This is a genomic window from Sphingomonas sp. STIS6.2 (assembly GCF_000732685.2).
Classification (GTDB): Bacteria; Pseudomonadota; Alphaproteobacteria; order Sphingomonadales; family Sphingomonadaceae; genus Sphingomonas; species Sphingomonas aerolata.
In genome coordinates this window covers 1-12,218 of record NZ_JPDP02000005.1, presented here as the reverse complement: position 1 = coordinate 12,218, position 12,218 = coordinate 1, and the positions used below count along the sequence as shown (strand labels likewise).

At 66.3% G+C, this 12,218-nt stretch carries 10 protein-coding genes and 1 tRNA gene; 4 read left to right on the top strand and 7 right to left on the bottom strand.

What is annotated here, in order from left to right; genetic code table 11:
* The first annotated feature begins 65 nt into the window (after positions 1-65).
* From sphst_RS00715 to sphst_RS00705, 3 genes are all read left to right on the top strand, one after another.
* A complete protein-coding gene (locus sphst_RS00715; protein WP_043157284.1) occupies positions 66-1,016 on the top strand; it encodes a hypothetical protein in 951 nt (316 codons plus the stop codon).
* 75 nt (positions 1,017-1,091) lie between these two features.
* Positions 1,092-1,167 (top strand) — tRNA-Val (locus sphst_RS00710).
* A 66-nt stretch (positions 1,168-1,233) separates the two neighbouring features.
* Positions 1,234-2,553 (top strand): M20/M25/M40 family metallo-hydrolase, encoded by a 1,320-nt coding sequence (locus sphst_RS00705; protein ID WP_056406888.1) that lies wholly within the window; start codon positions 1,234-1,236, stop codon positions 2,551-2,553.
* 22 nt (positions 2,554-2,575) lie between these two features.
* Here the strand turns inward: sphst_RS00705 and sphst_RS00700 are convergent, their stop codons facing one another.
* From sphst_RS00700 to sphst_RS00685, 4 genes are all read right to left on the bottom strand, one after another.
* Positions 2,576-5,011: a hypothetical protein gene (locus tag sphst_RS00700; RefSeq protein ID WP_031395530.1), complete on the bottom strand. Its 2,436-nt coding sequence runs from the start codon at positions 5,009-5,011 to the stop codon at positions 2,576-2,578.
* Positions 5,012-5,063: 52 nt separating this feature from the next.
* On the bottom strand, positions 5,064-6,368 hold the full coding sequence (gene pncB / locus sphst_RS00695; protein ID WP_031395531.1) for a nicotinate phosphoribosyltransferase: 1,305 nt from the start codon (positions 6,366-6,368) through the stop codon (positions 5,064-5,066).
* A gap of 21 nt (positions 6,369-6,389) precedes the next feature.
* Positions 6,390-7,049 carry a thymidylate kinase gene (locus tag sphst_RS00690; protein ID WP_031395532.1) on the bottom strand — a complete coding sequence of 220 codons (660 nt, stop codon included), beginning with the start codon at positions 7,047-7,049 and terminating at the stop codon, positions 6,390-6,392.
* Between the two features lie 140 nt (positions 7,050-7,189).
* Positions 7,190-7,468: a chorismate mutase gene (locus tag sphst_RS00685; RefSeq protein ID WP_031395533.1), complete on the bottom strand. Its 279-nt coding sequence runs from the start codon at positions 7,466-7,468 to the stop codon at positions 7,190-7,192.
* A gap of 101 nt (positions 7,469-7,569) precedes the next feature.
* Between sphst_RS00685 and sphst_RS00680 the strand changes: the two genes are divergently transcribed.
* Positions 7,570-8,598: a polyprenyl synthetase family protein gene (locus sphst_RS00680; RefSeq protein WP_031395534.1), complete on the top strand. Its 1,029-nt coding sequence runs from the start codon at positions 7,570-7,572 to the stop codon at positions 8,596-8,598.
* 78 nt (positions 8,599-8,676) lie between these two features.
* On the opposite strand, the gene sphst_RS00675 is transcribed toward sphst_RS00680, so the two are convergent.
* From sphst_RS00675 to mutS, 3 genes are all read right to left on the bottom strand, one after another.
* The gene (locus tag sphst_RS00675) at positions 8,677-9,105 is read right to left on the bottom strand and encodes a glycine zipper 2TM domain-containing protein (protein ID WP_031395535.1); all 429 of its coding nucleotides are present in this window, start codon (positions 9,103-9,105) and stop codon (positions 8,677-8,679) included.
* Between the two features lie 52 nt (positions 9,106-9,157).
* Complete coding sequence (locus tag sphst_RS00670) at positions 9,158-10,126, bottom strand: cation diffusion facilitator family transporter (RefSeq protein ID WP_031395536.1); 969 nt, start codon at positions 10,124-10,126, stop codon at positions 9,158-9,160.
* Between the two features lie 127 nt (positions 10,127-10,253).
* On the bottom strand, positions 10,254-12,218 hold a 1,965-nt coding region (gene mutS, locus sphst_RS00665), incomplete at its 5' end, for a DNA mismatch repair protein MutS (RefSeq protein ID WP_107045016.1).

Below are 12,218 nucleotides of genomic sequence, written 5' to 3'. Positions count from 1 at the left end.
GACCCATTTGGCGTGTGAATCCGGTACGATCCATGGCCTAATCGCGTCTGGTGGGGGATGCGGCAATGACGGCGATCGACACGCTATCGGCGGACATACGCTATGATGGCGGTGCCGCTGCGGTTCTGATTGCGGACCTTGGCGGTGCGGGGGCAGGGGATCGGCTCGCGACCGCGCTGGGTGCGCTGGGCGGGCGCCTGATTGCCCGGATCGACTGGCACGTCTTGCTCGATCGGTCCGCGACACCGCGTATCATTCTGGTCGATACGGTGGGGATCAACGCACCGCTGCTCGCCGAACGGATGGCACAGATCGTGGCCTGGGCCGCCGATACCGATGCTGCGCTGGTGGTCGCGCTGCGGCCCGACCAGATCGACGCGATCACCGCACTGACGCTAGGCGGTGCGACATCGCTGCTCGTCGATCCCGGGATCGGCGAGTGCGTGGCCGCGGTGGCGATCGCGATCGAACGATCGCGCCAGCCTGCCGGGGTCTTCGACGTCACCCGCGAAAGCGACGGGGCCCGGCTGGAGCGTCTAAGCGCGGAGGTCGGGCGCATTGCCGAGGCGCTTGCCCGACTGACACAGGCAGATCATGATCGATCGTCCGATCCCCCGGCGATCGTCGGCGATCGATCGGTCGCCTATCAGGCGGCGCCCGGGGCGACGCAACACGACGCCAGCGACATTCGACGCGCGATCCGCGCGCGGCGGCTGCGCGACCAGTTTTTCGGCGGCACGCTGTTCGAGGATCCGGGTTGGGACATGCTGCTCGATCTCTACGCCGCCGATCTCGAGCGGCGCCGTGTATCGGTGTCGAGCCTGTGCATCGCCGCAGCCGTCGCGCCCACGACGGCGTTGCGCTGGATCGCGCGCATGACCGATAGCGGGCTGTTCGAACGTCAGCCCGATCCGCATGATCGCCGCCGCGCCTATATGGCGCTGTCGCCGCCCGCGCGCGATGCAATGCGCGGCTATTTCGGCGCGGTCCTGCGCAACGAACTGCGGATCGCCTGAACGCATGTGCTTTGGGGCTTGCCCCGACGCCGCAGCTTTGGCATCGAACCCCGACCTCAGGGTCTTATCCCGAGAGGGCGCTTAGCTCAGCTGGTAGAGCGGCTCGTTTACACCGAGTAGGTCGGCGGTTCGAACCCGTCAGCGCCCACCATATCTCCCGACACTGGACGCGGCGGCCGAACCCCGCTTTCATGCTGCCAAGGGAGTTGAGACGCTTATGGCACGACAGAAATTCCGGTGGGTCGCGACGGTGGTCGGGGTTATCCTTCTCGCAGGGGCAGCGCAGGCGCGCCTCACGCCGGCAGAAATGCGGGCGGTTGCGACCGTCGACGCCGAGCATGAGCGCTCGATCGCACTGCTCAAGACGCTCGTCGACCAGAACAGCGGCACGATGAACCTCGCAGGGGTCGCCAAGGTCGGTGTGATGGTCCGTGCTGAGCTCGAACCCCTCGGCTTTGCGGTGACCTGGAAACCGATGCCACAGACGCAGCGGGCGGGACATCTGATCGCGCGGCACCCGGGCAAGCCTGGCGCCAAACGCCTGTTGCTCATCGGTCATCTCGACACCGTTTTCGAGCAGGATTCGCCGTTTCAACGGTTCGAACGCGAAGGCGAGCGCGCGACGGGGCCAGGTGCGGGCGACGACAAGGGCGGGATCGTCGTGATGCTGTCGGCGCTGCGGGCGATGAAGGCAGCCGGCCTGCTGGACGCCGCCGATATCGAGATCGTGCTGACCGGCGATGAGGAAGATGCGGGCGACCCGGTGGCGATCGCGCGGGGCGATCTGATCGCAGCGGGCAAGCGCGCCAATGTCGCGCTCGACTTCGAAGGCCTGTCGGTCGTCGAAGGTCGCGACATGGGATCGATCGCGCGGCGGTCGTCGAACGGTTGGGTGCTCACCACGTCGGGCAAGACCGGGCACTCGTCGCTGATCTTCTCGGACGCCTATGGTGACGGCGCCATCAACGAGATGGCCCGGATCCTGGCGGTATTTCGCAAGGATCTGCCCGAACCCAACCTTACGTTCAATACGGGCGTGGTCGCGGGCGGTGCGACGGCGACGCTCGACAGCGACGGCGTCCGGGCGAGCGCGACGGGCAAGGGCAATATCATCCCTGCAACCGCGGTGGCCCGTGGCGACTTTCGGACGCTGAGCGAAGATCAGACCATGCGGGTCCGTGCGAAGATGGAGCGGATCGTCGCGGCGCATGCGCCCGGCACGAATGCGACGATCCGGTTCGAAAGCGGGTATCCCGCCATGCCGCCGACGGTGGGAAATCGCGCGCTGCTCGACCGATTGAATCTGGTCAATCGCGACATGGGGCTGCCCGAGATGGCAGCGCTCGATCCGCTCAAGCGGGGTGCGGGCGACATTGCATTCGTTGCGGGTGACGTCGACGGGCTGATCGGGCTTGGAACCGCGAGCAGCGGGGATCATGCACCGGGGGAGACGGTCGACCTTGCGAGCATTCGCCGGCAGGCGAAGCGCGCCGCGATCCTGATGGCCCGCCTCTCACGCGAGCCAAAGGATCGGTGACAAGGCTCGACGCCTCGCTGGGCTAGCGGTCGACGACGTTCGGCTTGGCGCTCGCAACGACTGAATCGTCGTCGCGCAGCTTGAGGAACAGCGTGTCGGTCGGGCGCGGAATTGCGACCGTACTGGCGGTATAGCCGTCAGGAATTGCCGCAACGCCGGTGAACTGCGCGTCTCCGCCAACCGCGGCGAGCAGATACAGCGCGTCACCGCTCAGCAGGCACCGCGGCGCGCCCTTGTCGCAAGTCACCCCCGTCAGTGTGGGCAGGCGGACGAGGGTGATGAGCGGCGCCCAGTCGCTTTCCGCACCGTCCTGCAGGAGGCGGTATCGCAGCGGGCCATAGGCCGATACGCCTAGCGCCCTGGCCGGTTCGATCGTCGCAATCGCGACTTGTGCACTCTGGACGCGGTAGCCGTTCGCTGCGGCGATGACCGTCGACGCGCGTCCGTCGACCGTGGCGATCTCGACCTGTTCGCGTCCGCTGAACCGGGTCGCCCCCGCGCCGCGGAGCGAAAAGGTCAGGCTGGCATCGAGCGGCATGACGGTGCTCGACGGCAATATGATCGGCAGCGACGCTGCGTGCGCCGCCGGGGCGATGGTCTTGTCGATGAGTGTGACCGAAGGCCGCGCTAGAGCGACATGCACGGTGACCGGCAGCACGCGACCATCTTTCAGCGTCACCCGCCCCGATCGATCCTGGTCTGCGGTCCAGGCGGCGACCGGAGCAGGCGTGTCGACCGTCATGACGCGTTCGTCGGCTTTGCCGGTTCGAACCACCGCACCAGGGCTGAATACCGCGCCATCGACGCTCAGGGAGGCGACGGTGTCGAGCCGCGTGCCCGTCAGGACACCATGAAGATCGCCGGCGTGCAGCGTGAACGCGTCGATCCGCCCCGTCTCCGTCAAGGCGGTCAGGGCGATCGTGTCGACGTCAGCGATTCCCTGCTGGCGGACGAGCAGGCTGACCTGCCCCGCCGCGATCTGCGCCTTCGGGATCGTTGCGGTGATCCGGCCATCCGGCAATGCGGCCCATTTGAGCGGCTCGGTCGTGCCGGACGTGCGGGCGAGCGCGATGTCCTCGACACAGGCGGCTGCTCCGCCCTCGATCGTCAGGCTGTTATCGCGTCCGGCGATCACTGTGGTGCCCTCGATCGCGCGCCAGCTGTTCGCGCGCGGATTCTGGATGCGAAAGCGTGGACCGTCGAACGGGGTGAAGCCCCATACGCCATGAAGCGTGGCGTCAAAACCAGCTCGCACCTCGCCGCCGTCGCTGCCCGGGCCGGCGAGAAGGAAACCCCCGCGTTCGACATCGGCGCTGACCGGGAGATCGAGCGTGCTGCCGTCGGCACGCGTCACGCGCACCGCCATGGCATGCGCATAGCGCGTGGCATAGATCAGCGGCGCGCCTTCAACCGGAAGCAGCACACCCTCTCGTGCCCGACACAGCGCGCGACCGGGCGCGATCGTGCGCAGCGGCGGCGGCTCGGGCGCCTCGATCGCCGGAAGCGCCGCGACCATGACCGACTTTGGCTTTGCAAAGGAGGGGGCGGCGTTCAGCAACAGCGACAGGCGCGACTCTGCCGCGCGGCCGAGGGCGGGAATATACTGGAACTGGGTCGACTGGAATGCACCGAAAATCCGGGCAAGATCGCGAACGACGCCGATATAGGAGCTGTAATAGCCGTATCCGGCCTCGGGTGTTGCGGCGAGTTGCAATGCCAGATCGGTGGGGGCGCCGACGAGGGTTTCGGTCAGCGATGCGCTGTGACTGTCGGCCAGCAGCAGCGAGCTCCGGCTCTGCGTCAGGCAGGCCGCCTGAAGATCTATCGCCTGTTCGAGGCATTCGGCCTTGAGCGTGATCGACAGGCTGCGAGTCAGGACGGGCGATACGGCTTCGATCCGTTCGGGATGCGTGCGCTCGAGGCGGTGGATCGACTCCAGGAAGGTGTCGAGCCGCGCGCGGTCGAGCGACGCCTGGTTAAGTTCCTGCGAGGCGCGGACGAACGCGCCGGGCTGTTTGCGGACGGCGTCGACGATCGAGTCATAACCCCCGCCGGTTTCCGGCGCGAGGAAGAGGATCAGCTGGCGTGCGCCCGCGGGCACGGTCAGGTCGAGGGTATTCTTCTTCCGCTCCCACGTCTTGGCCAGCGTGAACCAGTTTTTGGGGGGCGGATTGGTCGCGCCGCGCAGGAATGCGGCCACCAGCAGGTAATGGACACCCTGATCACGGGGTAAATCCGCACTCACCGCGATCCGGTCGCCTTCGCTGAGATTGGGTACCTGCCCGATCGGCAATGTCGTCGCGCCGTGTGTCACCGTGACGTTCAGCGCCGGACCAGACAGGTCGAAGGCCGCAGGGTCGGCCTGTGCGGGGGTGAGCGGCAGCAGCGCGGCGAAGAGCAGCGCGATGCGTCCCGACCGGGTAATCGACGCGCCGAGGGGGAATCGCGAAACAGCCATGGGCGCTACCCGTGGCGGCAGGGCATGGCCATTTTAGGGCGGTCGCACGGGTCTAGACCGCGACCTTCGCGTTCGTGCGGCCCTCGTCGCCGAAGATTTTCAGGTACCGGGCAATCTCGCCCGGATCGCCGGTCGCCTTGGCCGGATTGTCCGACAGCTTGACCGCCGGGCGTCCATTGGCCTGCGTGACCTTGGCAACCAGCGAAATCGGCTCGAGTCCGGCCATGCCATCGGGGTCGCACCCTCGGAAATCGTTGGTCAGATTGGTCCCCCAGCCAAAACTCATCCGCACCCGGCCGTGGAATTGCCGATATGTCTCTTCGATCGTGTCGACATCCATGCCGTCCGAAAAGATCAGCAGTCTCGTTTTAGGGTCGCGACCCTGTGCCTTCCACCAGGCAATGATCGCTTCGCCACCGGCGATCGGCGGCGCACTGTCGGGGCGGAAGCCCGTCCAGTCGGCGACCCAGTCGGGCGCGTTGGCGAGGAACGCGCTAGTTCCGAACGCGTCGGGCAACGCGATCAGCAGATTGCCGCCATAATGGCGTCGCCAGTCATCGAGCACCCGGTAGGGGGCATCCGCTATCCCCCGGTCGTCGTCGGCCAGTGCTGCATAGACCATCGGCAATTCATGCGCGTTGGTGCCGATGGCTTCCAGATCGTTGTCCATCGCCAGCAAGACGTTCGACGTGCCGATGAAACGGCTGCCAAGCCCTTCCTTGAGCGCCTCGACGCACCAGCGTTGCCACAGGAAGCCATGGCGGCGGCGCGTGCCGAAGTCGGACAGGACCAGATCGGGCAGATCCCTCAGCCGTTCGACCTTGTCCCATAATTTGGCCTTCGCGCGTGCATAGATCACGTCGAGCGCGAAACGTCCGCGATCGCGGACCGCCGCGCGCGCGCGCAATTCATTTATGATCGCGAGGGCGGGGATTTCCCACATCGTCGTTTCCGCCCAGCAGCCCTCGAAGCGCAGCTCGAACTGTCCGTCGACGGTCTGCAGCTCGTATTCGGGCAGCCGGAAGGCGGCGAGCCACTGCAGGAATTCGGGCGCAAACATGCGATCCTGGCCATAGAAGCTGTTCCCCGCGAGCCAGATCAACTCCTTCTTGCCGAATCGTACCGTGCGCGCATGGTCGAGCTGTGCGCGCAGCTCGCCTTCGTCGATGATATCCGCGAGCCGCACGTTCGTCGTGCGGTTGATCAGGGTGAACGTCGCCTGCACGGTCGGGTGGAGGTGACGGATCATCTGCAACATCAGCAGCTTGTAGAAATCGGTATCGAGCAGGCTGCGGACGATCGGATCGAGCCGGAAGCCGTGGTCATAGGTACGCGTGGCAATATCGGTGACGGCCATGCCGATCTCCTTCCGGGGCGTTCAGCGCAGCAATGCAACGATATCGCGTGCAATGTCCGCTGGCAGTCGCGAAGCGCCGGCCTCGACCGTCGATACGGTCGCCCAGCGGCCGAGCAGCCCTGCCGCCGCCATCGCGGCATAGTTGACGCGGACGCGGTCCTGGAGCCCGGTATCCGCTTCGTAAGCGTCGAACGCATCGTCGGTATAGGATCGCTTGCGCTTCTGGCGGATCAGCCCGCGTGCAATGTCTGCCGGGGTATCGAGGTAGACGGACAGATCAGGCGTCGGCAGGGCAAAGCTGCGCGTCTCGAGATCCGCGATCCAAGCCATCATCGTATCCGCTTCGTCGACGGGCACCTGCGCCGCCTGATACGCCATGTTCGACGCGATATAACGGTCGAACACGACGACGTCGTTCGCCGCCATCGTTGCCATCAGGTGATCGCGCGATTCCATCCGGTCGAGCGCGTAGAGCACCGCGGCGGCCTTTGGCGTCGTGCCGCGTGGTAGTGTGCCCGCGAGCATCGCCCCCAGCGCCCAGCCGCCGACCGTGTCCGTATAGCGCGGGAACGAAATGACCGCGGCGCTGCGCCCGGCGGCCTGCAACTGCTCGACGACCAGTGCGGAGGCCGTGGCCTTACCGGCGCCGTCGGCACCTTCGATAGCGAGGAGGAAGCTCATCGCGCTCCCCTAACCGACCGGCGCGTGCAGGTCGATAAAGCTGTGCTGAAGCGAATATACGGGAAGTGCGGCCTGGCGGAGATGTCGGCCGCCCTTGGCGATGCCGTGAATCATTCAATCGGCCACCACCGCCCAGCGCGTCATTGGCAAAGTTTCTGGTGGTGGCGGATCACCTCGTCGATGATGAACCGCAAAAACTTTTCGGAGAATTCCGGATCGAGCTGGGCTTCTTCGGCAAGCCGACGCAACCGCGCGATCTGACGCTCCTCACGTCCGGGATCGGCAGCCGGCAGCCCGTGCTCCGCCTTGTGCCGGCCAACCGCCTGCGTCACCTTAAATCGCTCGGCAAGCATATGAATCAGTGCCGCATCGATGTTGTCGATGCTCTGGCGATAGCCGCTCAGCAGGTCGTCGGGCATCGTGTAACCTCCACCTATTGCCGTCGCCTGCCTTTTGGTGAGGGTTTGCCAAGCCGGCAAGGGTTGCTTTGCGAGGCCGTAACCGTCAGAGGCACGGGCAGATGAGCGCCACCGTCCACCGCCTCGACTCCCCTCGTTCGAATCCCGGGCCACAGCCTTCGCTGGACCCGATGGTCAAGCTCGTCACCACCGACATGGACCAGGTCAATGCGGTGATCGTCGCGCGCATGACCTCCGATATTCCGTTGATCCCCGAACTGGCGGGTCATCTGATCGCGGGCGGGGGCAAGCGGATGCGCCCGATGCTGACGCTCGCAAGTGCACAGCTGCTGGACTATGCCGGGACGCAGCATCACCTGCTCGCGGCGGCCGTCGAATTCATCCACACCGCGACGTTGCTGCATGACGACGTCGTCGATGGCTCTGACCTGCGGCGTGGGAACCGCACGGCGAACATCATCTGGGGCAATCCTGCCAGCGTGCTGGTCGGCGACTTCCTGTTCAGCCGCAGCTTCGAACTCATGGTCGAGGCGGGCAGCCTGAAGGCGCTCAAGATCCTTTCATCGACCAGCGCGGTCATCGCCGAGGGCGAGGTCAACCAGCTGACGGCGGCCCGCCGCGTCGATCTGGGCGAGGAGCGCTATCTCGACATCATCGGCGCAAAGACCGCAGCGCTGTTCGCTGCCGCCTGCCGAATCGCTGCCGTGGTGGCCGATCGGCCCGAGAATGAAGAGGCGGCACTCGACGCCTATGGCCGCAACCTCGGGATCGCTTTCCAGCTTGTCGACGACGCGATCGACTATGTTTCGGATGCGGATACGATGGGCAAGGATGCGGGCGACGATTTCCGCGAAGGCAAGATGACCCTGCCGGTGATCCTCGCCTATGCGCGCGGGTCGGCCGAGGATCGTCAATTCTGGAGGGATGCGGTCGAGGGGCGTCGTGACACCGATGCCGACCTGCAGCATGCCGTGCGCCTGATCCGGGCAACCCGCGCGATCGACGACACGTTTGCGCGGGCGCGGCATTATGGTCAGCGGGCGATCGATTCGATTGCGGGCTTTGCCAATGGCGAGGCGAAGGACGCGATGATCGAAGCGGTCGAGTTTGCGGTGGCTCGCGCTTATTAAGTTCAACCGGCTGAGGCAGACACAATAACGGCGGCCGATCGCTCGGCCGCCGCATCTTCATTTACCGAGCAAAAAAGCTCAGCGGCACTTGACGTTACCGCGGTCGACCGACCGTCCGAGCAGTGCACCGCCACCGGCACCCGCCAGCGTTCCAAGCGTGCCGCCGCCGATCAGATTGGCAAGAACGCCGCCACCGAGTGCGCCGATCACAAGCCCGGTCGTGCCATCGTTGCGCTTGCAATAGGCCCGGCCATCGTTGCCGCGATAGATGCGATCATTGCGGCCGAGACGACGCTCGCGGTAATTGCCGTTCTGATAGCTGCGCGAAGGATCCCAGTTGCGATCGTCACCGCGCCAGTTGCGGTCGTTGCCACGGCGCGAGTCGTTGTTCCGGCGGTCGTCATGGCCCCGGCGGTCGTCATGGCGCTGGGCAGCGGCTTCGACAGGCACCATTGCGGGGGCGACGACGGCAACGGACATCAATGCAGCGATAAAATGCTTCTTCATCGGGTATTACTCCAGAACTATACTAGGATAACCCGCGCAACGCCCTAAAGGTTCATATCGCCGTGTGGCGCGTCATCGAGCATGGCTGACCGTCGCCCGTCTCGACCTGCAACGTGGCATGGCCGATCCCGAAACGCTCCTGCAGCATCGTGCGGGTCGCGGTGAGGAACGGATCGCCGGGATGGCCGCCCGGCATGATCAGGTGCGCGGTCAGGACGGGCTCCGTCGTGCTCATCGGCCAGATGTGCAGATCATGGATCGCCGTCACGCCGGGCAGGGTGCATAGCGCCTCGTCGACCTGGTCGAATTCGATCCCGCGCGGCACCGCGGACAGCGCCATTTCGACGGTCTCACGCAGCAATCCCCAGGTTTGCCAGAAGATCAGGACCGCGATGACGATGGAGACCGCCGGGTCGATCCATGAGATCCCGGTCTGCCAGATCAGCACGCCCGCGATCACGACCCCCGCCGATACCAGCGCGTCCGCGGCCATGTGCAGATAGGCGCCACGGATGTTGACGTCCCCCTTGCGACCGCGCGCGAACATCCAGGCGGTGATCGCATTCACCGCGATGCCGATCCCGGCCACCATCGACACGGTCAGGCCCGCCGTGGGCGTCGGATCTGCGAAACGCTGTGTCGCTTCCAGCAGGATCGCCCCGAGCGCGACGAGCAACAGCAGCGCGTTGGTCAACGCCGCAAGGATCGTCGATCCCTTCAGCCCATAGGTAAAGCGCTTGGTCGGCTCGGTTCGCGCGAGCATCGTCCCGCCCCAGGCGACGACCAGGCCCAGCACATCGGAGAGATTGTGCCCGGCGTCCGCGAGCAGCGAAACCGAGTTGATCCGCAATCCGACCAAGGCCTCGACCGCGACAAACGCCACGTTGAGCCCGATCCCGATCGCAAACGCGCGGTCGAACGATGCCGGAGCATGGCTGTGTGCATGTCCGTGCCCATGTCCCGCATGCCCGTGTGCATGCCCGTGCCCGTGTCCCGCATGCCCGTGCCCGTGTCCGCTCAAAGCCCATGCTCCAATGATTCGGCCGGCGCGTAGCATCCGTCTTGCATGTGATACTAGGACGCCGCGCGATGGGCCTGCAGGCCAGGGGCAAGTATCGGCGATGCTGTGGTTTTCGCCGGGTTTGCGCTCAGCCCTCGGTCGCGAGCGCCTTCAACCGGTAGAGCGCGTCGAGCGCGTCGCGTGGGCTCATCGCATCGATGTCGAGCTTCGCCAGGTCTTCGCGCAGCACGTCGCAGGCCACCTCCTCGATCTGCGCGGCGGCCGCGAACAGCGGAAGATCATCCAGCCCCGCCGCCAGACCGCCAGATTTGGCACGCCCGGCTTCCAGTTTGGCAAGCACCGCTTTCGCACGCTGCACAGTGACCGGCGGCATGCCGGCGAGGCGCGCGACGGCCAGGCCGTAGCTGCGATCCGCCGGCCCGTCGGCGAGTTCGTGGAGCAGGACGAGTTCGCCCTTCCACTCGCGCGCGCGAACGTGATGCAGCGACAGCGCTTCGCAGCGTTCGGCGAGCCGGGTCAACTCATGATAATGCGTCGCGAACAGGCAGCGGCACCGATTGTCCTCATGGATCGCCTCGACCACGGCCCAGGCGATCGCGAGGCCGTCATAGGTGGAGGTGCCACGACCGACCTCGTCGAGGATCACGAAGCTCCGCGGCGTCGCCTGCGCGAGGATCGCAGCGGTTTCGACCATTTCGACCATGAAGGTCGAACGGCCGCGCGCGAGATTGTCCGACGCGCCGACGCGACTGAACAATCGGTCGACGAGACCCAGCGTGGCCTTGGTCGCCGGCACATAGCTTCCGGCCTGCGCCAGGACCGCAATCAGTGCATTCTGGCGCAGGAAGGTCGATTTGCCGCCCATGTTCGGCCCCGTGACGAGCCACAGTCGCGAGGATTCCGACAGGTTGCAGTCGTTGGCGACGAACCGGTCGCCAGACTTGGCGACGGCGGCCTCGACGACCGGGTGGCGGCCTCCTTCGATCTCGAAACAGGCATGGTCGACCAGGATCGGGCGCGACCATTGCCCCTCGGCTGCGCGCTCGGCGAGACCGGCGGCGACATCGAGCCGGGCGAGCGCGTCGGCGGTCGCGGCGATCGCCTCGCGCCCTGCGAGCGCCCGCGCGGTGAGGTCCTCGAGATGCGCCGACTCCGCCGCCGTGGCATGCGCACCCGCTTGCGACACCTTCGTTGCAACATCGTGCAGCGCGGGCGTGTTGAAGCGTACGACACCTGCGAGCGTCTGGCGGTGTGTGAAACCGCTGTCGGGCTTCATCAGCGAATCGGCAGCCCGTGCAGGGACTTCGACATGATAGCCGAGCACGCCATTGTGCCGGATCTTCAGCGCGGACACGCCAGTCGAGGTGCGGAACTCGGCCTCCAGTGCGGCGATCGCGCGGCGTCCCCCAGCGCCGGTATCGCGCAGGTCGTCGAGAGCGGCGTCATATCCCGCCGCGATATACCCCCCGTCAGAGGCTTCGATCGGTGGCGATGGTACCAGCGCGCGCTTCAACAGGTCGATCAGGCTGCCATGCCCGCGCAACAGCGGTGCGACGTCGCTGAGCAGGCGCGGCGGATCGGTAAGTGCATCGAGCCGCTCCCCCAGGTTCCAGGCGCCGCCGAGACCGTCGCGCAACTGGCCCAGATCGCGCGGTGATCCTCGACCCGCGGCGAGGCGGCCAAGCGCCCGGCCGATGTCCGGCAGCGCGCGCAGCGTCGCGCGCAACCGTTCGCGCAGCGCCTGGTCGTCATGGAACAGCCGGACAAGGTCGAGCCGCGCGTCGATCGCGGCCTTGTCCATCAGGGGCGCTCCGAGATCGGCACCGAGAAGCCGCGCACCGGCACCGGTGACGGTACGATCGACCGCGTCGAGCAGGCTTCCCTTGCGGACGCCGCCGGTGGTGCAGGTCAGTTCGAGGCTTTCCCGCGTCGCGGCGTCGATCGCCATCACCTGTGCTGCCCGCCCGATTCGCGGCGGCCGCAGGAAGGGCAGCGCGCCCTTCGCATTATGTTCGAGATACGCGATCAGACCGCCCGCCGCGGCCAGTGCGGCCCGCCCGAACTGTCCGAAGCCGTCGAGGGTCGCGACGCC